The sequence below is a fragment of the Sulfitobacter sediminilitoris genome, from assembly GCF_010667575.1.
In the GTDB taxonomy this organism is placed as follows: Bacteria; Pseudomonadota; Alphaproteobacteria; order Rhodobacterales; family Rhodobacteraceae; genus Sulfitobacter; species Sulfitobacter sediminilitoris.
Map to the genome: position 1 here is coordinate 152,040 of NZ_JAABNT010000010.1, position 25,641 is coordinate 177,680.

The 25,641-nt window shown below is 57.1% G+C and carries 20 protein-coding genes and 2 pseudogenes; 10 read left to right on the forward strand and 12 right to left on the reverse strand.

Annotated features, from left to right (window positions below; genetic code table 11):
• Positions 1-181: 181 nt before the first annotated feature.
• Positions 182-1,132 (reverse strand): alpha/beta hydrolase, encoded by a 951-nt coding sequence (locus GV827_RS15950; RefSeq protein ID WP_164354801.1) that lies wholly within the window; start codon positions 1,130-1,132, stop codon positions 182-184.
• A complete protein-coding gene (locus GV827_RS15955; protein WP_164354802.1) occupies positions 1,129-2,610 on the reverse strand; it encodes a flavin-containing monooxygenase in 1,482 nt (493 codons plus the stop codon). Before GV827_RS15955 ends, GV827_RS15950 begins: the two co-directional genes overlap by 4 nt.
• 575 nt (positions 2,611-3,185) lie before the next feature.
• Between GV827_RS15955 and nrtS the strand changes: the two genes are divergently transcribed.
• Entirely contained in the window at positions 3,186-3,392 is a 207-nt protein-coding gene (nrtS, locus tag GV827_RS15960; RefSeq protein ID WP_204325921.1) for a nitrate/nitrite transporter NrtS, read from the forward strand.
• Positions 3,389-4,687 (forward strand): adenylate/guanylate cyclase domain-containing protein, encoded by a 1,299-nt coding sequence (locus GV827_RS15965; protein ID WP_164354804.1) that lies wholly within the window; start codon positions 3,389-3,391, stop codon positions 4,685-4,687. Before nrtS ends, GV827_RS15965 begins: the two co-directional genes overlap by 4 nt.
• A gap of 352 nt (positions 4,688-5,039) precedes the next feature.
• On the opposite strand, the gene GV827_RS15970 is transcribed toward GV827_RS15965, so the two are convergent.
• Positions 5,040-7,193 carry a GumC family protein gene (locus tag GV827_RS15970; protein WP_235930389.1) on the reverse strand — a complete coding sequence of 718 codons (2,154 nt, stop codon included), beginning with the start codon at positions 7,191-7,193 and terminating at the stop codon, positions 5,040-5,042.
• 390 nt (positions 7,194-7,583) lie between these two features.
• Between GV827_RS15970 and GV827_RS15975 the strand changes: the two genes are divergently transcribed.
• The 5 genes from GV827_RS15975 (at position 7,584) to GV827_RS15995 (ending at position 11,867) form a co-directional block, all read left to right on the forward strand.
• On the forward strand, positions 7,584-8,300 hold the full coding sequence (locus GV827_RS15975) for a metallophosphoesterase family protein (RefSeq protein ID WP_164354832.1): 717 nt from the start codon (positions 7,584-7,586) through the stop codon (positions 8,298-8,300).
• Between the two features lie 142 nt (positions 8,301-8,442).
• Positions 8,443-9,795, forward strand: a complete 1,353-nt coding sequence (locus GV827_RS15980; RefSeq protein WP_204325922.1) for a polysaccharide biosynthesis/export family protein — start codon at positions 8,443-8,445, stop codon at positions 9,793-9,795.
• A 69-nt stretch (positions 9,796-9,864) separates the two neighbouring features.
• Positions 9,865-11,178 (forward strand): nucleotide sugar dehydrogenase, encoded by a 1,314-nt coding sequence (locus GV827_RS15985; protein WP_164354805.1) that lies wholly within the window; start codon positions 9,865-9,867, stop codon positions 11,176-11,178.
• A 211-nt stretch (positions 11,179-11,389) separates the two neighbouring features.
• Entirely contained in the window at positions 11,390-11,689 is a 300-nt protein-coding gene (relB, locus tag GV827_RS15990; RefSeq protein WP_164354806.1) for a type II toxin-antitoxin system RelB family antitoxin, read from the forward strand.
• Complete coding sequence (locus tag GV827_RS15995; RefSeq protein ID WP_164354807.1) at positions 11,676-11,867, forward strand: type II toxin-antitoxin system RelE/ParE family toxin; 192 nt, start codon at positions 11,676-11,678, stop codon at positions 11,865-11,867. The genes relB and GV827_RS15995 overlap by 14 nt, the downstream gene beginning before the upstream one ends.
• A gap of 152 nt (positions 11,868-12,019) precedes the next feature.
• Here GV827_RS15995 and GV827_RS16000 read toward each other — a convergent pair whose 3' ends face one another.
• Complete coding sequence (locus GV827_RS16000) at positions 12,020-12,670, reverse strand: YjbF family lipoprotein (protein WP_164354808.1); 651 nt, start codon at positions 12,668-12,670, stop codon at positions 12,020-12,022.
• A complete protein-coding gene (locus GV827_RS16005; protein ID WP_328823168.1) occupies positions 12,667-14,796 on the reverse strand; it encodes a YjbH domain-containing protein in 2,130 nt (709 codons plus the stop codon). The genes GV827_RS16000 and GV827_RS16005 overlap by 4 nt, the downstream gene beginning before the upstream one ends.
• Positions 14,797-15,078: 282 nt before the next feature.
• Here GV827_RS16005 and GV827_RS16010 point away from each other — a divergent pair, with 282 nt between their 5' ends.
• On the forward strand, positions 15,079-16,659 hold the full coding sequence (locus GV827_RS16010; RefSeq protein ID WP_164354809.1) for an ABC transporter substrate-binding protein: 1,581 nt from the start codon (positions 15,079-15,081) through the stop codon (positions 16,657-16,659).
• 317 nt (positions 16,660-16,976) lie between these two features.
• On the opposite strand, the gene GV827_RS16015 is transcribed toward GV827_RS16010, so the two are convergent.
• From GV827_RS16015 to GV827_RS16035, 5 genes are all read right to left on the reverse strand, one after another.
• Positions 16,977-17,888 (reverse strand): replication-relaxation family protein, encoded by a 912-nt coding sequence (locus tag GV827_RS16015; RefSeq protein WP_164354810.1) that lies wholly within the window; start codon positions 17,886-17,888, stop codon positions 16,977-16,979.
• A 19-nt stretch (positions 17,889-17,907) separates the two neighbouring features.
• A complete protein-coding gene (locus GV827_RS16020; RefSeq protein ID WP_204325923.1) occupies positions 17,908-19,983 on the reverse strand; it encodes a type IV secretory system conjugative DNA transfer family protein in 2,076 nt (691 codons plus the stop codon).
• Positions 19,983-20,342, reverse strand: a complete 360-nt coding sequence (locus GV827_RS16025) for a hypothetical protein (protein WP_164354811.1) — start codon at positions 20,340-20,342, stop codon at positions 19,983-19,985. The genes GV827_RS16020 and GV827_RS16025 overlap by 1 nt, the downstream gene beginning before the upstream one ends.
• 179 nt (positions 20,343-20,521) lie before the next feature.
• On the reverse strand, positions 20,522-21,193 hold the full coding sequence (locus GV827_RS16030) for a tetraspanin family protein (RefSeq protein WP_164354812.1): 672 nt from the start codon (positions 21,191-21,193) through the stop codon (positions 20,522-20,524).
• A gap of 252 nt (positions 21,194-21,445) precedes the next feature.
• The gene (locus tag GV827_RS16035) at positions 21,446-22,024 is read right to left on the reverse strand and encodes a mechanosensitive ion channel family protein (protein ID WP_328823169.1); all 579 of its coding nucleotides are present in this window, start codon (positions 22,022-22,024) and stop codon (positions 21,446-21,448) included.
• 34 nt (positions 22,025-22,058) lie between these two features.
• Here GV827_RS16035 and GV827_RS16040 point away from each other — a divergent pair.
• Positions 22,059-22,484, forward strand: a pseudogene (locus tag GV827_RS16040) (transposase); the annotation flags it as partial.
• 494 nt (positions 22,485-22,978) lie between these two features.
• Here the strand turns inward: GV827_RS16040 and GV827_RS16045 are convergent.
• Both GV827_RS16045 and GV827_RS16050 read right to left on the reverse strand, forming a co-directional pair.
• Positions 22,979-23,995, reverse strand: coding sequence for an extracellular catalytic domain type 2 short-chain-length polyhydroxyalkanoate depolymerase (locus tag GV827_RS16045; protein WP_164354813.1), 1,017 nt, complete (start codon positions 23,993-23,995; stop codon positions 22,979-22,981).
• A 477-nt stretch (positions 23,996-24,472) separates the two neighbouring features.
• On the reverse strand, positions 24,473-25,033 hold the full coding sequence (locus tag GV827_RS16050) for an EF-hand domain-containing protein (protein ID WP_235930391.1): 561 nt from the start codon (positions 25,031-25,033) through the stop codon (positions 24,473-24,475).
• Between the two features lie 392 nt (positions 25,034-25,425).
• Here GV827_RS16050 and GV827_RS16055 point away from each other — a divergent pair.
• Positions 25,426-25,641 (forward strand): annotated as a pseudogene (locus GV827_RS16055) (IS5/IS1182 family transposase); the annotation flags it as partial.

A 25,641-nucleotide genomic window follows, 5' to 3' on the forward strand; every position in this document is an offset into this window, starting at 1 on the left:
AAGCTGTCATCCGACAAAAACCTTCAGATGACCGAGCTGAGCCCCCACCGGACCTGCTGTGATTCGAAGGCTTGCAGATGCAGCAACGCGATTGAACAAGACGCCAGCGCCACCGCAGCAAGAAAAGCAATGGTTCGGTCCAGACACAGCCGGTTGTTTTTAGGTCACTCCGAGTTGACCGTCACCAGTATTTGGAAAGAAACTGGGCGATGTCGTGGTGACTCCTCTCGGCATCGTCCACAAGACCAAGCTGGGTGAAGAACCCGTGAATCATTCCGGCATAGTCAATTTGCTCGACAGTTACCCCTGCAGACGTAAGTTGTTCGCCATATGCGATGCCCTCGTCATGTAACACGTCGCATTCGGCTGTGATGATCAATGCGGGCGGCAGGCCGGAATGCGACGCTGCATTTTTTGGGCAAGCGCGCCAATCATCATGCAGGGCGGGATCAGGAAGATAGCGATCCCTGAACCACGTCACGGTCCCCGCTTCTAGAACGCCATACCCCTGCGCATAGCGCGCATGTGATGGAGTGCTGCCGCGATAATCGATGACCGGATAGACCAAAACCTGCGCGGAAAGAGCGGGCTCGCCCTCAGACCGCGCCATAAGCGCGACCACGGCTGCGAGGTTGGCACCGGCACTGTCGCCGCAGACCGCCAAACGGGTTGGATCGATGCCAAGCTCTGCAGCCTTCGCCGAAACCCAGAGGGTCGCTTGATATGCATCCTCCGTTGCTGCCGGAAACGGGTACTCTGGTCCCATACGATAGTCGACCGACACCACGGTCGATCCCGTGGCGTGGGCGAGAAACCGCGCGGCAGTGTCATGCGTGTTGAGACTTCCGAAGACATGTCCCCCGCCGTGGAAGAACACGATCGCGGGCACTTCGGTGGCGGCCGAACTCCGGTATATGCGGACCGAAACATCGCCGTAGTCGGAACCGGTGGCCGTGTTGACAACCGCATGCACCTCGGGGGGCGGGTAGCTCTCAAGCCGCGCGGCAGACAGGTTCTCGACGAGCGCGCGCGCGGCCTGCGTTGACAGATCATGCACCTTCGGGATGCCAAGCTCGGCCATCTTCTTCAACACCGCGCGCACCTGCGGATGAACGTCAGACGGCACACTCACGCGCTTGCCCTATTGCCGTCATAGACGAACACCTCGTCAGTCAGATCGATCTGCGGAAACTCGTCCTTTTCGTGCCAATAATCCTGCGTGTGCTGCCAGTCCCGCGTGGTGCCGCGCTTCGGAAGCAAGTGCATCCCGCGCATCAGGTATCCAGGATTGAAATCCTTAGGATCCATCCACGGGCCGAGCGTCATGTCCTGCTCGGCAGCCCGCAGCATCGGCTCGACGCGTTTTGCACCCTTGGCTTTCATGTGGGTCAATAGGCGGCATACGAAGTCCGCGATAAGCTCGGAGCGCAGAGTCCAACTGGCGCGGAAATAGCCAAAGACCCAGACCATGTTGGGCATGCCGGTAAACATCATACCCCGATAGGTCAGAGTTTCGTGGAAATCGAGCGGTGCACCATCGATGATGAAGTCGATATCACCGAGCACATTGAGGTTAAAACCGGTCGCCGTGACGATGATGTCCGCTTCAATCTTGTCGCCGGATTTCAATTGAATTCCGCTGTCCGTGAAGCGCTCTATTTCATCGGTGATGACGGAGGCATGGCCGTCGCGGATAGCCTGAAACAGATCACCGTCAGGAACTAGCGCAAGACGCTGCCGCCATGGGCGATAACCAGGCGAGAAGTGCTTTTCGATATCGACCTTCTCTCCCGCATGCGCGCGCACGAGCGCCAACAATTCTTGCCTGACCTCCTCCGGTTCTGCGGCGCAGCGCTGAATAAAAGCGTTCTGATCGAAGAGAATGCGTTTTCGCACGATTGGATGGATCACATCTTCGTCGATCTCGATTTCTCGCAGCGCCTGCGCCAATTCATGCACATTTGGACGGATGAAAAAGTACGTCGGCGAGCGCTGAAGCATCGTCACATGCGCACATTTTCCGGCCATCGCCGGGACAATCGTCGCGGCCGTTGCGCCCGAGCCAATGACGACCACGCGCTTGTCGGACGTGTCGAAGTCTTCTGGCCAGTTCTGCGGGTGAATGATCTGTCCACCAAAATCCGCCATCCCGTCCCAATTCGGCGTGTAGCCCTTGTCGTGCCGGTAATAGCCCTGACACATCCAAAGAAAACCGGCAGTGAACTCGCGCGTTTCTCCGGTATCGAGATTGGTTGCCGAGAGCGTCCAGAGATTGTCGTCACTCGACCAACGCGCGGCTTGGACATGATGGCGATAGCGGATGTGCTGCGCGATATCGTTTTCCTCGATGACCTCTTCCAAATAGCGCATGATTTCCGTGCCACTGGCGATCGGAGGTCCAACCCAGGGCTTGAAGCGGTAGCCAAATGTATAAAGGTCGCTGTCGGAGCGAATACCGGGATATCGGTGCGTCTTCCAGGTCCCGCCGAACCCATTCTGACTTTCGAGTATCGCGAAGGACGCATCGGGCAACTGGTCTTGCAAGTGGTAGGCTGCGGCTATGCCGGAAATGCCCGCACCCACAATCAGAACATCAAAGTGCTCAGGCATTCAATTGCTCTCTTCTGTCTACTTCATTTTAAAGCAGGTTAGAGCGCTGCCTTCCTCAGTGACAAATCAATTCTGCCGCAGATATCGCTCAAATACGTCTGACACCGCACCGCTTCATACCGGAAGCGTGGCAATTCGCTTCCCGGAACGCATCAACTTACACATTGGGCTCGACTCGGTCATCGGAGTATTTTCGTCGGATGACCCTGTAGCCACCGAGAGCGGTCACTCATGACAAGCCAGCACCACGGCAACATCCGATTTTGCACTGTAGCGAACGCTTTTACGAACATCGGCCATTCGCTGCGGCTGCGCCCGATGTCTCATGAGCGGTACAAATCTGACGTTCAGGTCCACGGCTCCAAAGCCCGTTCTTCCCGATGGCGTCTAGCCAAAAGAACTGGCTAGTCTGGAAAAAGTATGCTCCTCTAAACCGGTTCGCATGCAAAAGCATCCGAAGAATGATCACAGCGCCGACTTGGCCGGTGAGATACTTATTGGAGACACTGATTACACAGTCCGAACCCAGCATACCGGAATTGCTGTTCGGCGGGGGCACTCCACGGAAAGCAGCTATGACGGCTTTGGTGGTTGGAACAGTTCTGACCGGCATCAATCATGGTGACGGTATCCTCGCGGGCGACTACCCTCCTGTGGTCAAGATTATCCTGACCTATTGCGTTCCTTACTGCGTCACGAGTTGGGGGGCTGCGACTGGCAAGCTTGCACAGTACCGAGACAATCAGGCCAAAGTGGTTCTACATGAGGAGGTTCGACGATGAATGCAGAGCAGTTCTTTAATCAAAAATCGATTCTTGATCTGAGCTTTTTCAACTTCAAGAACGCGATTACCGCAGCATATTTCGCGAACCAAGACTTCGAGATTCTGCGTACCAACGACAATTTCCGCGCTTTTTTTCCACTGCTGGGAAATGTCTCCAACGTCTCAATGTTTGATGTGCTCGAACAGCTCGGACTTCCCGGTGTCCAGATCGATACATACAAATCGGAATTGTTGGAAAACGGTTCGGTCTTGCTGCCCAAGGTTGAGATTTCCGCGAACGGAGAAGACCGGATCTACTCGCTGCTGTCCACGTTCACACAAGACGCTGATTTCACCTACCTAAACGGCATCCAAGGCCAGTTCGTCGACCGGACGGCAGAATGGTCGCTTCGCAAGGAACGCGAGGAACTTCTGGAACAGAAGCTGCGGGACCGCGAGCTGATCGAAGCGAAATCCAGGGAACTGCAGAACCTTGCAACCCGGCTGGCGAAATACCTTTCACCACAGATCTACAAGAGCATCTTCTCGGAAAGTGAAGACACGTCGCATGTGCATAGGCGCAAGACACTGAACATTTTCTTTTCCGACATCGTCCAGTTCACCGATCTCAGCGACACGCTCGAACCCGAACGCCTTGCCGACGTCGTGAATTCCTATCTGTCCGAAATGACCAATATTGCGCTTGAGTGTGGCGGAACCATCGACAAGTTCATCGGGGACGCCATCATGGTCTTTTTCGGGGATCCTGAAACGGAGGGTGAAGCCGAGGATGCGCTTCGGTGCGTCGAAATGGCCGTAAGAATGCAGGAAAGGGTCGCCCAGTTGCAGAGCAAATGGCGAAAGAAAGGCGTCACCAACGGGCTGAAGGTACGAATGGGTATCGCAACTGGTTTCTGTACGGTCGGCAACTTCGGCTCAGACCAAAGGCTCGACTACACCGTTCTTGGCAGCCCGGTCAATCTGGCCTCTCGGTTGCAGAGTGTTGCGGAACCTAACAAGATCGTAATGGATGAAAACACATTCAACTTGGTAGAAACTGTCGTCTCGGCGGACCTTGCCGGGGAGTTTCAGCCGCGCGGATTTGCGCGCCCGGTACGTTATTACGAGTTGAAGACCCTGGCTCAAGAAGCGCGGCATGAAGTTCAGAAACAACTGTCGCACGTGGGAAAGCATGTCGAAGTCATGCTCTATGACAGTGGAGATATCCGCGGTGCCATTGAGGAACTGCGCGAAATACAGAACAAGTTTGAGGCCCTGCTGGCGAAAAATGAAAAGGATGCTTCGCCACCCTAATGACATCGGGTTCGGGCTTCATTTGATCTATCAAAGGTGAAACGCCACAGGCTCTTTGCGACTGCCGGCCTAACGCAACAAACTCCGTTGCACGCAAGATAACTCGACAACCTAAGACGATCTGTAGGTCTTGCTCGCGCTAGCCTTCGCTTATGCGCGCCTAGCTCCGGCTCAACGACCGTCACAATTGCTTGTGGACAGGGTGCGGAGGTCCGCCGGAATGACCTAAAGGTCACCGTGTAGCCCGCAAAGGCTGGCGTGTCGGCCAGCATTCTGACCGACAGGGACGTTGAGGCGGCATGGGTGGCCGAGAAGACCGCACACCTTCTCGCTAAGTAGTCTCCAACCTGGCCTAATTGTCGTAGTAGGCGTTATAGGCGCCATAACTGTCACCGTAGCCATATCGCTTCATTCCGCGCGCGTTGATCTGGCCAAGCACGAGGCCGGAGACGCGCAGATTGACATCTTCGAAAGCCTTGAGGCCCTCACGCACCTGCCGGTGCGAGGTGCTGTCCCATTTGACTGTGTAGACGATCGCATCGACATGTCTGCCGATGATCCGTGCATCCGGCACGGCCAGAACCGGGGGCGTGTCGATGATGATGTAGTCGTATTGCTCGCGGGCGGTTTCAAGAAGCATCGCGAAGCGTTCAGACGAGAAAATGTCGGCGGCGTTGGTCTTGGCTTTCTCACCAATCAGCACGTCGGCACCAAGAGCGTCGATGCGGATGACCGCATCTTGCAGGCTGAGGTTACCAGCTAATACAGACAGTAGTCCGTTTGTGTTCGGAAGCTCGAAATATTGGCTAAAGATCCGGCGGCGAATGTCCCCTTCGATCAAAAGCACACGCTTTCCAAGTCCGGTCAGGTTCAGCGCAAGCGCCATCGATTGGGTCGTCTTACCCTCCTGCGGGATTGAGGAGGTGGACATGATCACCTTCGGCGGGTTGTCGATATTCGACAGCAGGACAGAGGTCCGCAGATTGCGGATCGCTTCGGCGGCGGCCGAAGTGGGTTTGTCGACGAAGTATTTCAGGACGTTCTTGCGTCGACGGGCTGGGATCGCTGGCACCTGACCGATAACGGTATAGCCGGTCCGGGATTCAAGTTCGGAAGGCTCGCGGAAAGTGTTCTGGGCAAATTCGCGGAGCAGTACGATGCCAGAGCCAAACATAAGACCCAGCATCATCGACAACGCAAGGATCAGAGACTTGCGGGGTGCAGAAGGCCGATTGGGGACAACCGCTTGCGAGAGGATACGGCTGTCAGACTGGTGTATACCCTCCTGAACACTGGTTTCCTTCAGCCGGTTCAGAAAAAATTCGTAGATCAGACGGCTTGCTTCGGCCTCGCGTTGAAGCTGCTGAAGACGGACCAGATCGGCCGATTGATTCACAATCTGTTGTTCTTGCTGTTGGATTGTCTCTTGCAGGGCGCCGATCTGGTTTTCAGCGCGCGACACTTCGAGTTGGGCGCGTGTGACGATCTGCTCAAAGCGCGCGTCGAACGCGGAACGGTCCGGGCTTTCCTGACCGCTGTTCGCCATAAGCTGACGCACCCGGTTCAGTGTCTGGTCGTTTGCTGTCTGCGCCATGACGTCAATATCGTTGCTCGCAGCGGCAACACGCAGGGCATCCAACCGTGCCGCTGTCGCGTCACGCTCAATCTGTGTATCGCCCAGCCGATCTCTCAGTTCTTTGATCTGGACATTCAGCCCGGTCAGCGCGTCGGCGCTAACGAGTTCAGCGCCAGCATTGAAGTCCTTTACAGCGGCCTCAGCGGCTTCAAGCTGTACCTGCAACTCTGCAACCCTGTCGGTCAGCCAAGTTGTCGCCTGCTCGGTCGCTTCAAATTTCGTTTCCAACTGTTCAAGAATATAAAGCTCTGCGAGCGTGTTCGCGAATGCTGCTGATTTCTGCGGATTCTCTGTCGTCGCCGTGATGCGGAAAACATAGCTTTGCCGGATGTTGCTGACTGAGATGTCTTCCAAAACCGCATCAATGACTGCATCCAGCTCGCTCCGCTCAGATGGAACAGCCAAATCTTCCGTCTCTGTGGAGATAAGTGACCGGATCAATCCCACCAAAGCCCCGATTGAAAAGCGAGGTTCAGGCCGCAAATTCGCATTGAATTCAGGGTCTTGCACAAGATCCAGCCGGTTCACCAACTTTTCGAGAAGGCCTCGGGATCGGATCACTTCTACTTCGGTATTGATCGTCGCCTGATCGCCCGAAAGGCCCGTGACGACGCTTTCGATGTCGACGACCTGTTCCTGCCGGCTTTCCAAGGCAACTGTCGCACTTGAGGTGTAGACGGGCGTTGCCTGAAAATACGCATACCAGCCGCCCATGAGCACGGCAGCAATGGCGCAAAACAAGATGAGGAACTTGCCACGCCAAAGGGTCCCCACCAGGGCGGCGAGGTCGATCTCGTCGTCTTCGACTTGCATCGTCTGCCTGAAGCGCGCGCGTTCGGAGGGGTGGGCGTTATTCAACGGAGAACTCATTCATTAAGCCATGATTGCTTGCTTCTCATATGAGCGGCCTAATGGCAACGCTGCAGTGACGAATAACGTGTATTTTGGAGGGCTGATACAAGCTAAGCATGAGTTTGGATCTGATCGTTCACTCACCTGCATCTCGGCGCCATGGGTGCCTGAGAATACCTTGGCAAAAGAAAGGACATCTTTTCTTGAGCTCCGAACGTATTATGTCTGAACATGATCGGTGTGTCATATCATCTTGCTGATGAGGCAGGGGGTACGGCCGATTGCTGCAACGTAACGAGTTGGGCATGCCTGCCCGAAGTAAGGCCACGAAGAGTGCTTGACCGTATAAGAACCATATTAGTCCCTTCCAAGACGAAGAAGACCAACCCGCCCGCCGATGTCAGCGGCATGGCGCCCGAACAGCCTTTGCTGGTGGTCGGGGACCTGCACGGCAGCTATGATCTGCTGGGCAAGTGCCTGAAAGACGTCGATGTTTTTGTCGAGGCCAGAGATGTGGATCTTCATGGCATTCCTCGTCTGGTGTTCGTCGGTGATTATATCGACCGGGGTGAACACTCCGCGCGGGTGTTGGAGTGGCTTCATAATCTGCAAAAGGATCTGCCGGATAACGTCACCTGCCTGATGGGCAACCATGAACGCATGATGCTGGAATTCCTTGACGATCCGGCAGGCCGGGGGCAGCGGTGGCTGCGGAATGGGGGGCTTCAGACTCTGGCGAGTTACAGAATTGGTGGCGTGCGCGAGAATTCGGATGTTGAGGAGCTAACGGAGGCCAGCCATGCGCTTGAAGCGGCGCTGCCAGACGGCGTGCTGGAATGGCTACGCAACCTGCCATTGATGCATCAAAGTGGGAATATTTGCGTGGTGCATGCCGGAATGGACCCGCATCTGGAGCCTGAAGATCAGTCGAGCCAGGTTCTGCTGTGGGGGCACAAAGAGTTTATGACCACGCCGCGAAACGATGACCTTTGGGTCGTGCACGGGCACACCATCGTGCGCGAACCTCAGATCGCGCCATCGCGAATCTCTATCGACACGGGCGCGTATCACAGCGGTCGTTTGACGGTTGCGGCGATTGGCCTGGGGACATGCGAGTTCATCTGAGCCCGTTCTGATTGGGTAGCCTGTGGATAATGCGGCAATCTGGCGACAATCTCGCTCAAAATTTTGAATTGGCCATGGACAGCTTGAAACGACAGGTCAATTCCTGAACAAACAGTGGGTACGCGTAATAAGGGTATTCCTGATGCTGAGATTGACGTTCATCGCCTCGATTGTGTTCTTTATGGCCAGTTGCGGGTCTGTTTATGTCTCGCCCAAAGTCGATGCGCGTGATGGCAAGGTGCGGGTTCTGCCGGTGAATGCGGAAACCGTCCTGGTGGCGAACAGGGCGCAGTATAACCCCAAGCAGCTTCCAGCCGTGTTCTTTCAGAACGCGGGCGGGGCAGGGGCCGCGCGTGGGGCAGGGGCTGTGCCGCCTGCGTCGCTGGACGTGCAGCAGCGTCCGTCTGCAATGACCCTGCGCATCCCGCCGGCCGTGACCCCCGGACCCTACCAGATTGGCGTCGGTGATGTTTTGTTGCTGGCAACCAAGAGATCGGGAAACACTGTTGAGGAACTGAGCGGCTTGTTGGCCGCACAGAATGCGCGTCAGGGCTATACCGTCCAGGATGATGGCGCGATTGCGATCCCCGATGTGGGCCGCGTGGTGCTGGAAGGGCTGACACTGGAAGAGGCTGAGGCCCAGCTGTTCCAAAGCCTTGTGCAAAGCCAGATTGACCCGACTTTCAGCCTTGAAATTGCCGAGTTTAATTCAAAGCGCGTGTCGCTGGGTGGTGCGGTATCCAACCCCACCGTTGCGCCCATTCGCCTGACGCCGCTTTACCTGGATGAGGCGCTTGCCGTTGCAGGGGGCATCTCGACCGAAGACCTCGATTTCGCGTCGATCCGCATTTACCGCGACGGGACGCTCTACCAGATCCCGCTGGAGGAATACCTGCGGCGCGGCGATTTGCAAAAGGTGCGTCTGGTCGATGGTGACAGCGTCTTCGTCGATACAGAGTTTGAGCTGGATAAGGCGCAGGCCTATTTCGAAGAACAGATCACGCTTGCGCAGTTCCGGCAGCAAGCGCGGGTGCAGGCGCTGGCAGAGTTGAATGCGGAAGTGAACCTGCGCCGGGCATCGCTGACAGAGGCGCGGTCAAACTTTAAAGACCGGGTTGATTTCGATGCCGTGGACCGTGATTTCGTTTACCTGACCGGTGAGGTCAGCAAGCCGGGTCGCTTTACCATGCCCTTTGGCCGTCAGGCGTCGCTTGCGGATGCGATCTATTCCGATAGCGGGTTCACAGCAGAAACTGCGAACCCATCGCAGATCTACGTCCTGCGCGGGTCGTCCAATCCGGCTGACTTCGGGGCGGTGACGGCGTGGCATCTGGACGCCCGCAACGCGGCCAACATGACGCTGGCGACACGGTTCGAAATGCAACCCAACGATATCGTGTTCATCGCCGAACAGCCGATCACCCGTTGGAACCGCGCCTTCCGCCAGATCTTCCCGCTGCTGATCAACTCGGCCAACGTCGCGACGAACGGATAGCGGGCTGGTCTTTGCCGGCATCTTGCCTGTATCAGAAGGTTTGACGGGCAGGGCAGCAAGGCGCAGCGCATGGCACTTTTGGACAGGCTTCGGACACGCGAAGCAACCGTTGGCATCATTGGGCTGGGGTACGTGGGTCTGCCGCTTGCGGTGGCAGCGGCGAAGGCCGGGTATTCCGTCATTGGTTTTGACGTAGACGCGTCCAAGGTCGAACGGCTTTATGCCCGTGAAAGCTATATTGAGGCGGTGTCGCCAGATGATCTGGCTCAGACGGACCATCTATGCGCATGGACCGTGGATTTTGAGCAGATCGCAACCTGCGATGTGGTTGTGATTTGCGTGCCGACCCCACTGAACCAACACCGCGAACCGGACCTGTCCTTCGTCGAGGATACCGCGCGCCAGATTGCGGCGCATGTCACGCCCGAGACGCTGGTGGTTCTTGAATCCACCACGTGGCCCGGAACGACCGAAGAAGTGCTGAAGCCGATCCTTGCGCAAAGTGGGCATGCCTTGGGGCGTGATATTTTTGTTGGGTTCTCACCCGAGCGGGAAGACCCCGGCAATGCAACCTATCGCACCCAGACCATTCCCAAGATCATCGCGGGCGATGGCGAAGCCGCGCAGGCGCTGATGGAGGCTTTCTACGGTGCCGTTGTTGAGACGGTCGTGACAGTCCCCACACCCACCGTGGCCGAGGCGGTCAAGATCACCGAGAACATCTTTCGCTCGGTCAACATCGCCTTGGTCAATGAGTTGAAGCTGATCTACGACGAGATGGGGATCGACGTCTGGGAGGTGATCGACGGGGCGGCAACAAAGCCTTTTGGTTACATGCCGTTCTATCCCGGTCCCGGTCTGGGCGGTCACTGCATCCCGATTGATCCGTTTTACCTGACCTGGCGGGCGCGCAAGTTCGACGTGCCGACGCGGTTCATTGAACTGGCAGGAGAGATCAACACCAATATGCCCGCGCATATCGTTCACCGGACGCGCGAGGTGCTGGACCGGGCCCAGGGCAGGGGGCTGAATGGGGCCAAGCTGTTGCTGGTGGGGGTGGCGTACAAAAAGAACGTGTCAGACATGCGCGAGAGCCCTGCGATGCGGCTGATGCAATTGTTTGAGGAAGCCGGGGCAGAGGTTTCCTTTATCGACCCGCATGTGCCGCAGATCCCGCAGATGCGGGAGTATGGGATTTTTGAGGGGCGCGCCGCGCTTGATCCCGGCAGGATTTCTGATGCTGGGTTCGACGCTGTGGTCATTGCGACGGATCATGATGCGGTGGATTACGCGGCTCTGTTGGAACTGGGCTGCCCGATCATCGACACGCGCAACGCGATGGCCAAGCGCGGCTTGCCGATGGATTTGGTGACCAAGGCCTGAGCTTAGACCACGTCAGAACAGCATCGCCATCGCGGCTGATATAGTCCAAGCTGGGTAGGCTGAGGAAACTCTTGAGACCCGCAAGAAGACCGCGCTTACGCGGGTTTTTCGTGATTGATTTACAGAGCCTACCGCAACTTGAGTAGGGCAAGTTGCAGATGATTGAAGTCGTATCTCAAATGAGATACATTCCTGCTCAGGAGGACTTCCCATGCCCGCACGCACTTCAATGCTTCATGTCCGCGTGGACGACCAGCTTAAAGCTCAGGCCGCTGACGCCCTCGCGGGTGTGGGCCTCACCCTCTCAGATGCAGTACGCATCCTGCTCACGCGCGTTGCGACGGAAGGTGGATTGCCCGCTGGTCTGACAGCCGATCCTGATGCCTACGACGCTTGGTTCCGTGCCAAGGTGAAAGAAGCTTTGGATGATCCGCGCCCCGCGACTCCGCATACCCAAGTGATGCAGGAAGCGCAGGCACTGATTGACGAAAAGCGCCGTGCCCGATCTTGAAATGAAGGCCGCGGCCATCGCCGACCTGCTGGCGATTGTCGATTTCATTTCCGACGACAATCCAGACGCAGCCCAAGCTGTCAAAGATGAGATCGAAGCGAAAACCTCACGTATCCCAGATAACCCAGAAGTCGTGACTATTTTGCGTGTCCTGCACGCAGCACAGCAGTGGCCCTGAGTGGCTAGCGAGAGAATGCCCCTTACTGCGGGGAGGGTGCGCCATTTGCTCGACGCTCAGCGAGAAAGATGGCGCATCAGATCACCCTTAGAGGCCGGGAGCCTCACTCACGCGGCCAGCTGCAGCACAAAGTCAATGAATGGGTCCAAAGCTTAGAAATTATAGACCGTAGTGATCACCAGTTCACCGGCATATTCACCCGACCACTGGCGTGAGCGCACGATGCGGCCTCGGCGGGTATCGACCCAGTAGGTATTGGTGAATTGCTGATTGATGCTGCGGCAGATTTCCTTCATCCGGCGCGTGGGCGTGGCCCCGTTATCAAGCTGGATGGTCTCCTGCCCCTCGTTCGTAATGGTGCAGGCGTAGGCGCGGGTTTCCGCTTCATCATTGCCGTTAAGGTACGTGTGAACACGCTCCACGTTGCCGGAACGCCCCGCCAGCACCGCACTGGCTGTTGGGGCCACGTCAGAAGCCAGAAGGCCTGCGCCGATGCCGCGCGTGCCGTGCAGCACACCGCGATCAAAGATCAACGACACGCCGTCGTTGCCAAGCCAGCTTTCTATGTTGCCCCGGCGCGATTCCAGCAAGAAACCGCCACGCGCACCCGCCGAAGCGATGCGCACATCAAGCGCAGGGCCTTGACCAGCCTGCAAAATTGGCCGGAAACGGGGAAATTGCCCGGATGCATCAGCAGGGGCGGGTTCATCCAGAAATACCTGAATGGCGCGCTGTTGAAGGTTGGAATTGCCGCACGCCGAAAGTGCCAGTGCAGCTGCCAAGATGCCAAAACACCATTTCATCGTAGGTACCGCCCCCAGCCATCACGCAGTTCCTGACCGCGATAATCGCGGACAAAGCGGTGCAACCGGTTATCTACATTCAGACGCGCACCGCCGTCCCGTTGGATTGGCCGTATGGTCTGCTTGAGTGTTGTTTTGGACGGGCGGCCCGTGACCCATGACAGGGGCACTTCGAACCGGATGCCTTTATCAAAGGAGCCTTCGCCAAAGTCATCAGACGAGACGTCCGTGAGGGTAAAATACCCACCCACGCGGAACCCGTTGTTGAATTCGCGGTCCAGAGCAATGGTTGCCCCCCAATCGCCTGCGAGGTAGCGGCCGGCGTCGATCTGTCCCTGAAACCCGTTGCCAAAGTCGTAGTATGCTGAGGCGTGGCCGGTCACCACGTCATAGTCCTGAAACCCGAACAACATGTCAAAGTCACGCTGGCGGGCGTAGTTCACCTCGGCCCCGAGGGCAAGGCGGCTGCCCACCGGGTACCACAGCAGTTCGGCAGAAACACCGCCGAACATGTCTTCGAGGTATCCAGCCGTCACACGACCGAAGAGGTCTTTGCCGGGGCGGAACATGTACTCTGCGGTCAGTGTGTTGATCTCAAGTTCGGACTCGCGGGCATAGAGCACGGCGTTGGTGCGGACGGGCTCGATGGCGGAGTCGGAGACGCGGGCTGAATCCTCGATATTGCCTGCGAAGGGGTAGCGGAACTTGCCAGAAAAAGTCAGGCCGGGGGCAGGCCGGTAGGAGGCCTTGAATTGCGCACCTGCTTCGGCACGCAAAGGCTCGTCCGGATCAAAGAACGACAGCGCGACATAGGGTGTCAGGCCGTAGTCAAAGACCGGGAAGGCTTCGCTCACTTCACCCGCGCGACCGAGGTCGGAAGCGTCACCGATTTCGGCGCGGGCGTAGGTGCGCCAGGAGCCATCGTAGTCATATTGCAAGTCTTCCAGATCAGACCTGCGTGTGGTGACCTGGCTCATCGGAACACCACGTTCTTGCAGAACAACACGCAGCTCTTCGACATTTGGCGGCAGCGTCGTGGCCATGACACGTGCTGCACGGCCCGCCGCCTGTGCCTCAACGCCCCACCGGTTGTTTTCAACCCGGATCGTGGCACTGCTGCCTGACATTTCAAAGCCTTGCAGGGTCATGCCTTCCTCGGCTAACCGGGCGTCAAGTACGCGCTGCGCTGCAGCCTTGCCGCCGCCGCGTGCGGAGTTGTTCCAGTCTGCGATGGCGAGTTGATCGCGGTTGCCCAAGGGGCGCGGGGCGGTGTCAGCGCCGCCGGGGCTGGCCCGTTTGCGGGGATCAATGACATAGCTGAGCTGTGCGCCAATCTCATTTCCGCCTACGACGAAGGCCTTGAGATCAACACCGTTGCGGAAGCGGTATTGGACGCCAACGTTGAGGGGGCTGTCGATATCGATCAGGCCCTGGTTCGAGTCGCGTTCGTAGGTGTCGGTTGAATATTCTGCGAAAAGCGTCGTGCGGTCGTTCAGGTGATAGGCGATGCCCCCAAAGATTGCGGCGTCACCGCGAAACCAGTTACCGGTTTCGACCTGACCGCCTTTGCCAGTTAAGCCTCCCGGACGCGTTTCAAAGCGATCATCGAGAATGCCAAGGGGGTTGGTAAAGCCATCTCTTGCAGCAAAGCGCCCCCACCCGATACCGCCAGTGACCTCCAGACGCGATCCGAACTGTTTGGTCGCGACAAGGTATTCACCGCTGTAGAGCCCGGTGCCGAGGAAATCGCGCAGCCCAAGCGCCACGGCGGGGCGCAGGTCGGTTTCGTCAAGAAGCTGGAAAGCAATGTCAAAACTGCGGTCGTAGTTGGCTGAGCCATCGCCTTGCGCCCCATCGATCCGCGTGTAGCGAAAGCTGCCAGATACCCGCGGCCAGATCTGAAACGTCACGGTATTGCGCAGGGTTGGACCGACCAAGCTGGAGGTGAAGGCGAGTTCCCCGTCATTCAGGCTGCGTGCGGTGGGTGTCTCAACCAGGCCCGGTGTCCCATATGTGGACAACGACGTCTGGTCCGACTGGGCAGCCGCAAATGTCCAGGCAAGCGCGGTCGTCGACGCGAACGCAACGGTAAAGTAGGCTGTTGACCTGCGGCTCCTGGTAAACACGATTATTGCCTCATTTTTCACCGAACATAGAGGAGATCGGCGAGAACTATACAGGGCGCTTGGATAACTGTGGGCATGATCGTCCGATGATGCGTTAGTTATGCAACAGACCCTACTCGAATGAGTGCCGCATTGGGGGAATTAAGCCGATCTTGCAATGCCGCGAGACTGAGCAGGTTTGTATTTAGAGTGCGGGGCATTTCGATCAGGGGAAAAACCTGCTTGCACCCTCCGCGCAACTCCCCAAAACTGTTTCAATCATAAAACAACGGGGAAACCAAAATGAAAACCACCACAACGCTGCTATCTGCGGCCCTTCTTCTGTCCACAACAGCACTGGCCAGCGCTGAGACGATCCGCTGGGCGCGGGCAGGGGATGCGCTGACGCTTGACCCACACGCGCAGAACGAAGGCCCGACCTCTGCGCTTGCGCACCAGATCATGGAACCGCTGGTCATGCGCGACATGGAAGGCACCATCGTGCCCGCACTCGCCACCGAGTGGGGACCGTCTGAAGAAAATCCAAATGTCTGGGTCTTTACCCTGCGCGAAGGCGTGACGTTCCACGACGGCGCGGCGTTCGACTCGTCTGACGTGAAGTTCAGCCTTGACCGCGCGATGACCGAAGACAGCGACTATAAGGAATTGCTGGCTTCGGTGAAAGAGGTCCGTGCACCGGACGCGCTGACCGTCGAGATCGAGACGAACGGTCCGAACCCGATCATGCCCAACAACCTGACCAACCTGTTCATCATGGACAAGGACTGGGCCGAGGCGAACAACGCCGTCAAGGTGCAGGACTACGAAGGGGGCGAGGATACCTTCGCGGCCAAGAACGCCAATGGCACCGGTGCCTATAAGCTGGTCAGCCGCGAGCCTGACGTAAAGACGGTTCTGACGATCAATGAGAATTACTGGGGCAAAGGTGAATTCCCCATGGAAGTGACCGAGATCGTCTATACGCCGATCCAGAACGCCGCGACCCGTGTGGCGGCCCTGCTGTCGGGTGAGGTCGATTTCATTCAGGACGTGCCGGTGCAGGATTTGCAGCGCGTGGCCGGGACCGATGGTCTGGACGTGCGCACGGCGCCTCAGAACCGCGTGATCTTTTTCGGGATGAACTCCGGCGATGACGATCTGAAGAACGACAACGTTGAGGGCAAGAACCCCTTTGCTGACGTGCGTGTGCGTCAGGCGATGAACATGGCCATCAACCGGGATGCGATCAAACAGGTCGTGATGCGCGGACAGTCGGCTCCTGCCGGCATGATCGCACCGCCCTTCGTGAATGGCTGGAGCGAGGCGATGGACAGTTCGTCAAAGACCGACGTCGAGGCGGCCAAGGCGCTGATGGCTGAGGCAGGCTATGGCGACGGGTTCTCGATCCAGCTGGATTGCCCGAACGACCGCTACATCAACGACGAGGCAATCTGTCAGGCAGCCGTGGGCATGTACGCCCAGATCGGCGTGACCGTGAACCTTGATGCCAAGCCGAAGGCGCAGCACTTCCCGCTGATCAACACGCTTGAGACGGATTTCTACATGCTGGGCTGGGGCGTGCCGACCTACGATTCCGAGTACATCTTTAACTTCTTGGTTCACAGCCGGGATGAGAAGTACGGCTCCTGGAACGGTACACGTTTTGGCGATGCGGATCTGGATGCCAAGATCGAGGCGCTCGCCTCCGAGACGGATCTGGAAAAGCGGAACATCATGATCGGTGAGATCTGGGAAGTGGTGCAATCTGAGGCGCTTTATGTGCCGATCCACCACCAGGTATTGAACTGGGGCATGAAGTCTGGCGTCGATACGATCGTCGCGGCGGATGACACGGCCAAGTTCAAGTATTTCAAGATGAACTGATGGGGTCAAACGCGGGCGCCTGATCTCAAGCGCCCGCGTTATCTTCGGGGATAGAGCACGTTTCAGAGTTCTGCAGGTTTGATGTAGCCAGTGCGGATGTCGGCTGTAATCAGTTCTCCGACAAGACTGAAATGTCCTGCAAATCACCTGACCAAATAGAAGCCTGGGGCGTCTTTCAGTATGTCTGTTTGAAGAGCTCTGTTGCTATGACAGCCCGCCGCCTCAAAACCTTCTGACAGCGCCTTCAAGACGGTTTCCTTGAGTCCTGCCCTCAGCGCATCCTTACGCACTGAGCTTTTGCGGCGCGCCACGACGACCTAAGAGAGGTCGACTGACTTCAATTGCAAAGACACGGCATCCAGTCCGGGACGCCGCCATTCACCTTTCCAGAATAGCTCTTGAGGATCAAAAAGGCCGTGCGAATTGCAAGACGAAGCAAAAGGTCGAACCAAGACTGACGCCGCGACGCTGTCTGCCCTCCCCTGCAGCATCTCACAAAACGCCTCAGCTCTCCGCGCACTGGACATCACACAGAGTACCAAAAGATTTGCTTTGAGGCCGTAATGCTGCTTGTAGAGCTGCTGTTCCAAAACTTGGCCGTACTGGTCGATCATTGTGGCCCAGCTTTTTCGCGCGGCGCTCGAGACTTTCGGTTCAGTTCCTCGATCTACCTCGAGGGCAAAGGCGCGATAGCTGCCGCCGTAGTCGAGCGCGAAGAGTTGATCCGGTATGAGTTTTGAGCGACCGAGTGGAATAGCCAACTCTGCCTGCCTGATTGCCAAAATCTCATGGGCAGGAATGTAGCGCACCCCATCGCGGGCGGCGGCCATCTCAATAGAACTCGTCACACAGGAGACCGTATATCCGTGCCACCAATGACCGGTGGGACGCACAGTTGGCTCCGCGAGACCAAGGTCAGCCAGATGCATCTTTGCCTGCCTTGTCAGATCATAGATGTAAGGGTTGAAGGCCGCGCGCTCGGTGGCCAGCTGCTGCCGCGGGAGCATCAGATAGCCCCCTGCCCTTAGTCGCTGCAGTGACCTCAGCGCCGTATCCTTGCAGCGATGTGTATCTTGGGTAAGGGCGTAGAGATACTGTGATGACTGTGGCCCATGCCGACCGATGTGTTTGACCCACCGCAGCTCCCGCGTGGTTGGGCGGACGCCCGATTGCGGCGCAATCGCATGGAAGGTCGCCCGTCCGAGACTGTCTGTAAGTGCCTTTCCCATAGCGCCAGGATAGCGACGCTCAGAGCTCCGGCGAAGGTCTCAAGGGGTCTTCAGGGTCGTTTTTGGGTGGCGAATCCGGCGGGTCCGTTTCGGGTGGATCCTCATGGCTGACCTTCGGTGACCAGGGTTCCGCATAGGCGTCTCGGCACTGTTGCCGAATGGCCTCGATCTCTTCTTTTGTGGCCCGCGGCAGGTTCTCCAGCACAAAGAAGGGGAAGCTCATGGCGACCGCCCGTTCCGTGAGGCCGCGCACGTATGTGGCAAAGGTACCTTTGGGCTGCTGCTGGATCATCTGCGGGTCCGCAGACATCTGACCGGCCAGGGCGCGTGCATCGCGGGCCGAGACACCTCCCGCGAGCTTGATCGAGGTGTTGGCCTCAAAAGCCTCTTGTAGCCCCCCGGAGAGCTGCCCGAGATATTGATGGGCCATGACCATCCCGACCCGGTACTTGCGGGCCTGGCTCAGGATGATGCCGATGTTCTGATCAAAGTAGTCCTGCGCTTCATCGACATAGACCATCACCGGCAGGCGGTCCCAATCGGGCAAGGTGGCCCGCTCCTGGGCGGCCTGGGCGATGAGCGCGATAAAGAAGCGGCCGAAGATCTCTGTTCCCTGCTCCTTCAGAAGGCTCTTGGCGGTGTTGATCAAGATGAGTTTGCCCGCGTTCATCTCGGTGAACATGTCAAACTTGGATTCTGGATGAGAGAACATCCGCTCGAAGGTCTGGTTCTCCAACACCCCGTAGAGGCGGCGGAGCACCTGCGTCTTCGTGTTGGCGAACTCTTTTGAGTCAAACTCGGTCTCGAAGAACCGCCGGGGTGTCCCATCGAGCTTCGCGATATGCGCGCGGTACTTCTCCGTCCCACCCGGCTCCATCAACTCTCGCAGGGTGTGGATGGTGGCCCCGGGGATGTGGAACATCAGACGGGTGACATACCGGAAGACAACACTTTGCTTGGCCGTCATGCCCGCCGACAGCAGCGAGCCCAGCACAAAGTCATAGAGTTCGATGATGGAGTTGGTGAGACGTTCACGCTCCAGAAGATCATAGCCGTCGAGACGATCCTGACCCACTGCAAAGAGATTGAGACAGACCGGCCACCCGATGTCTTCGGGATCGATTAAGACGATGCGCTCAGGCGGCAGTGCCCGGGTCTTCAGAATGGTGTTGATCAAATCCCCCTGACTGTCGATCACCACCACCGTGCGGTCACCCCGGGCAACCGCGTCCAGATCTTTGGAGATGAAGTATTGGAGCGTCTGCGTCTTTCCGTGGCCTGAGCCCGCAATCATATGGGTGTGCTCGAAGCGCCGCTCCTCGGGGATCGTAAAGGGTGTGCGCAGCCCAAAGAGCGCCTTGAGATGGGTGCCCCGCAAATAGGTGTCGACCACATCGCTTCCCTTGTAATCCACCGGGAAGACGGGATTGGTCCGGTGGGTCGCGGTGAGATTGGCATCAAGCTGCCGCCGCAGCCCCTTGAAGAGCATGTAGTCGTTGTCCTGGAAGAAGGGCGCGATGACGTTCTGCACCGCCTGCCCAAGCGGATGGGTGAACTGGGTGACTTCGACCAGGACATCCCCCTCAATCGGCGGCACAGCGTTGGCGATGGGCGCCAGCGCCTGGGAGATAATCTCCAGCGCCTGCGTGACCATCACCCGATCCGACCGCGCTTGTCCGGCCTTCGCCAGCATGTCCCGGTAACGCGCGCCCTCAACCGTGTTGCAGAGGGCAGGCGGCGGCGGGATCTCCGGCATCAGGCCTTCCTGCGCGAAGACAGCTTTGCCCACATCCAGAAGCTGAACGCGCAATGCGCTTGGGAGATCTGGAGGCCAATGGCGCGCGAGGCCTGCATCAATCTCGGCCTCGGTCAATTGGACCGATCCGGCCAGCGCGTGATTGTAGAGGACCATGGTCTCGTCGCGGGCCAATCGCTCCAGCCGCGCGGGGTTCTCTTTCCAAACGCGGTAGCCGATGTAGGCGGGGATCGCGAGGAGCGCGAAGCCCGTGACCAATGCCGCGATGACCGCAACCAAAACGAGGAACATCAAACCGAAGACGACAGTGTTCAGGCTGGTGGTTGACGGGCCCGCCATCAGAACTCAACCACAGTCGTGCCCGCCACCTCGGCATTGTCATCAAGCCAGAGCTTCATCTGCGCCAGCGCGTCGAGCAGCGCCTCTTCGTAGATCTTGGCTTTGCTTGGAGTGGCACAGAGAAAACGGTCCAACTGCTGATCCATCAAGTGCTCAACCCGGAGTTCAAACTTCTCATCCCTGTCATCCACCCTGGCATTGGCTGGTCGTCTGTCCAGGAGTTTGGATTTGAGCAGGTTCCTCTGACGAATGATCTGCTTTTCCTCATGGGTAAAGGCGACCTTGAGATGCACCTCGTAGTAGGTGGTTTTCAGAACAAAGCCTTTGCGCACGGTGTGATGACTGATGGATACCCGCATCTCTCAGCGCCTCTCGGCCAGAAAGGGTCGGGCGGGTGGGAATAAATCTGCGAGAGCAGATGAAGTCACGGGGTGAAAAAGCACAATTCCGCGCTGGTATGTGTCGGTATGTTCAGCAGTATGTCCCCATACTGGACCCCCATAGAGGTTGGGGGTCAGTATGGGGGTTTGGATACCCTTCATGACGGCTTGGGAGCATTCGGATTAACAGCCCTATTTACCCCGAGCTGTTTGCCGTATGGCTTTGGCTGTTCCGGTTGCGGAGACACCGTCAGAACCTGTCCTTCAATGTGGGCTTTTGCATTTTCCAGTGTGTCGAAGATCGCGTCACCAACCGCGTACCCGGCCTCCACAACACGGATGGTCGTGCCTTTATGGTCAATGGCATCACCTGACGATAGGCTACCGTTTGACCCAATATCCGTGACAGGTTTGGCGTCAGAATAACTTGATGCGGCCGCGGTGGGTTTCTCAGTTTGAAGATCTGCCTTTGCGGCTTGGAGCGCGACGTATCCCCGCTCCAAAGCTGCGCCCTGCTTCAGAGCTTGTTTGGAAATCTCCAACTGCTCCCGTGCGATTTTCAGACCTTGCTGCGTTAACTCAGCCGTGTCTACGTTCGCGCGACCACTCTGCACGAAGACCAAACCTAGGAAACCCAAGAACATAATCACAATTCCTAAGGGGAGCATAACCAGGCCAGCCACCGCAGGCCCAGCAAAGCCTCTGCTGGTTTGGCCTGCGGCGGCTATTCCAAAGAGTGCCACGATCGCGCCCAAAACGATTATGCACCACGACAAGAAGCCGAGAATGCTGAAGAAAGTTCGCGCAGCTTGATATGATCTCATTTCCATAGAATACCCTCCTATCAATCTCAAAATGCTGCAATCCGGGATTGTGTTATGTCAACGATTTTTGGCGGTTGCGGCAGATGTTGGAAAACTGACTCCCGCATTCGAAGCATCATAGATAAGTGGGACGACGACCCAATCTGGATTCTGAACAGATTACCCGTATCGAATAGTCTCTTGAGAAAACGCGATCGACCGTTTTGGTCAGCGGTCTGGTTGCGTCCTCAACACTCTGTCTCGTCGACGCCCAATAGATCATGCTTTTTGCGTCCTAATGTGCACATCCTGCTGGGGGTAAGGTATTGAAATACCGGCGTCGACGAACGCCTCCTTCATTCGGTGCGTGAGATCCCAGTAAACCGTCCAATAGTCGGCTGTCTTCGTCCAGGGCCGACACACGAAGTTTACGGAACTGGCGGCCAGTTCATGCACGCGAATGACAGGCGCGGGTTCAGTCAGAACCAGCGGATGCGCCTTCACGGTTTCTTCGATTACTCGTAGTGCATCCGAGATCGAGTCATCGTAAGAAATGCCAAAGACCAGATCAACGCGCCGCGTGTCGCTCGCCTTGACGTTGGTGATGACGTTCCCCCAGACATTCTTGTTCGGTATGACAATCACCTGGTTGTCTGGCGTCGTCACTTTTGTTGCGACAATACTTACGGATTGCACGGTGCCACCGACGCTAGCCACAAGGACATAGTCACCTTCGACGAAGGGGCGGTTGATCATGATCATCAGGCCACTTGCGAGGTTTCCAAGCGTGTCTTGGAACGCAAATGCAAGAATGAACGATGCCCCACCAATCATGGCAAAGAGAGGCGTAACGTTCACACCTATCGCGGCCGATGCCGTAGTCGAGGACCCCGCCAATGATGAGGCTGGCAGAATGATTCAGCAGCTTTGCAAGCTACGTGGCATCGGGGCGTAGAGCGCCACCGTGCTGGTTCGCGAGGCCTTCGTACGCCACTTTGCCAATGGCAAGGCGTTGGGATCGTATGCTGGTCTTACGGCGACGCCTTACAACAGCGGAGGCGTGGAGCGTGAACAAGGGATCGGGAAAGCCGGAAACAGGAGGCTAAGAACGACGATGGTTGAACTGGCGTGGCTCTGGTTACGCTACCAGCCTGGTGCCGCGCAGGTCACCTGGTTCCGAGAGAGAACAGGCCAGAACGGTCGGCGCGTGCGTAAGGTGATGATCGTTGCGCTTGCCCGAAAGCTGCTGATTGCCCTTTGGCGGTTCGTCACTGACGGGGTGGTCCCACAGGGGGTGACTATGAAACCCGCCGCATAAAGGTCAACGAGATCAGGCTGCTTTGCGACGGCATAGCCGCCTGGTGACCGAGGGAACGTCGCCGTTGTCCGGCGTGGCACTATAAATGCCGTCTTCACAGAGTGGTGCCGTTCCTTTGGAACTCTCCAGTCCCGAAAGCGGGACAGTGGTTGGGACCAAGTTCCCGCCGGATGTGAGGTTTGCAGACAGGGGTCTGCCGAAAGAGAGTTCGCCTCGGGCACCGAAATCGAAAACAACCTATTGACGGAGAAATCATCATGTGAGGCCGGACAGACGACTGTACTGACAAAATAACCGCGAGTATCACCAGAAAACACTTGCAATGCAGGAGCCACCCACAGACGCCGTTGATCTCGGGCACCTTATGCGGCGATGCGGCCCGTCAGAGGAGACATTCGTGCTGAGCGCAGCATTTCAAGATTCAAGATGTCTGTTTGCAGACAAAGCGAAGATTCGTTTTTCGGTCAGCAATGTCGGCCAGGAAGAGAAATACTTTATTGCTGGAGTGGCGCGCCAATTGCGGCTGCCATCCGTGCGACGGCGGACATTTGGGGAGCCGTTCGAGTCAAATAGTCCGCCCCCGAATAGCCCCACCAATCCCAGCACCCTTTCGGATTTCCGGAAAACCAGTTGTACCAATGTGCCGGTATCCTGACAGCCTGTGGATAAAGTACGACGATCCTGTTTGCCTCGGCCCATTGGTTGAAGCCCGTCAGCCGTGCATAATCCTCTCCGATAACCTGCCTTCCTTGCTGGCAGCCATGCAGTGCTATGTGCAGACGGCAGCGTTCCCCCGCGGCGCAGTCAGCCGGGACATAGACAAAGGCAAGATCGTCCATGCCGGGGGCACCTTCGACATACCCAGCCTGGTCGAAAATCACGAACCCCTCGTCTCTTGCGTCAACCGGAGGCGACAGGTCTCCGTAAAGCTGGTTCAGAATATCATCTGCCTGATCAAAATCACAATCAATGAGGAAATCCGGATGTGTCGCATCGCAGGTAACGGGTCCCTGCTCTGTGACAAACCCGTGCCCGGCATCGACATCTGTCACATAGATCATGTTTTCTGGAGGCACGCCGAGCAACTCATAAGTCTGCCTCAGGGCCTCCATGGTCGACCGGGCGACGGTGTCGTCGGCTTGGCCATGAAACAGATACAGCCTGTCGCGGGCGATATCCTGCAGCGGGTCTATGCGGTTCTCTGCCGCCAGGGATTTCATCGATTCAAAGGAACTGTCCGGGTCGGCATCGAAAAAAAACGGATCCATGCACACAAAAAGCGCGCGCCATAGCGATTCATCCGCGCAGTCATATGGCCCGCCCGCGACAATGCCTGCGCCCGAGATGGCGCTCGAGAAAGCGACTTGCAGTTGCACCGCCATGAACGCTCCGCTGGACAATCCCGACACGGTTGTCGCTTCGGGTTCGAGATTTAGGCTGGGTAGCGGCTCGGCCACCGCGACGTTTGAGAAAAATGCGAAGGCCAATGCAAGCCGGAGTGTATCTACCATCGCCAAATACTCCTGAAGGTGGGAAATGCCGCCCTTTGGACGGGTGACAGACTTTCACGCGCAATGATACCGGAAAGCTTCGCTCCATGCCATTTCGCCCACCACCGAAGGACGAAACAGCAGATCGAAGCACAGTCAAAACACGTGCTGTGCGCAAATGGCAAACAGTCAATTGACACCTCCTCAGGGCGCGCGCGTTTTGGGCTGGGGCCAGAGAAAGCAGAACGAACAAGCCGACTGTAGCGTAAGGTGCATGCTTGGGCCCGTTGTTCTCTGCACTGTGACAACACTGCTACCGGAATGATGATCTATTGTCGCTCACGGCCCACAGTAGACATTCGATGAGTCAGTTCTTGCTGCGATGCAGCTTTCGCATTGCGGCCATTCGTGCAGAGCTATGACTGAATCTGGTGTTTGCGCGGTTTGAAGGTTGGCGGGACCGATGTCGGTGCCGGCATCACGCCGACTCTGAAACGCTTAGTTGTCTGTTTTCATGGTGCCGTTATCCTCTTGCTGGTCCTTCATCATTCCCATCTTTGCGCGCATCTTCTCCATGCGATCCATCATTTCCGCTGGTGCGGTCATTTCTTCAGCCGTAACAGCACCGTCACCGTCCGCATCAAGGTGCTGGAACTTATCCACCATCATTTCGCGGATCATCGCGCTGTGAAGAGTTTCGAATTCCGCAATTGAGAGCGCGCCATCACCGTCACTGTCAAATTCCGTCAACTTGGCCTGCAACTGAGTCCGCATTTCATCGGGTGTCACGGTGCCGTCGCCATCCGCGTCAAACATTTGCATCATGTTGCCGCCCATAGGACCCATACTGCCCATCATGCCACCGCTCATCATTTCGCCATGCATGCGTTTCATCATCCCCATCATGCCCATCATTTCAGGGCCCCCATTGTGCATCATCGCGGCCTGCTCATTCGATCCGGTTTTACATTTGTGCCCGTGATGGGTTTCTGCGAAAGCGGCACCGCCGATAACTGTGGCGGCAAGGGCAGTCGCAGCGAGAAAAATCTTATGTTTCATAGTGAAGGTAATCCTCATGGATTGGTTACGTGGGGCTACCTATGGCACTGCCTCGTTGGCAACGTATTGATGTGGATCAGTCATCGAGCATCAAATCACCTCCAAGTCAGTTGGAGGCCAGGATCTCACATCGCCTAAATACTCGGTACCATGGGCCGTACGCATCGCTTACTGCATTGCAACGTTGGAAACGAGTGGGTTCGGAGCCGCCTTCCGTACCGCAGTAAGAATCTTCAATCCGTTACCATTTGAATGTCGGCTGTCGCCGTTGACCCACTCTTATCGCGCACCTGCGGCGAATTCACACTTTCCGCCGATTTTGTTGAAAAACTCTTCCTTGATTGGTGCATGAACTGCTGATTCAATTCTCTCAACGAGCGGGAGAATGAGCCATGATGGGACCGAAGCAGGAAGCGCAGGCAGCGCTGTTCTATGAGTTTTCGCTGGAAGGCCATGTGCCCCAAGATCACTTACTGCGGTTGATTGATCGGTTCGTTGACCTGAGCAGCATCCGCGAACATCTGTCAGATTTCTACAGCCACACGGGCCGCCCGTCGGTTGATCCCGAACTTCTGATCCGGATGCTGCTGGTTGGGTATTGCTTCGGT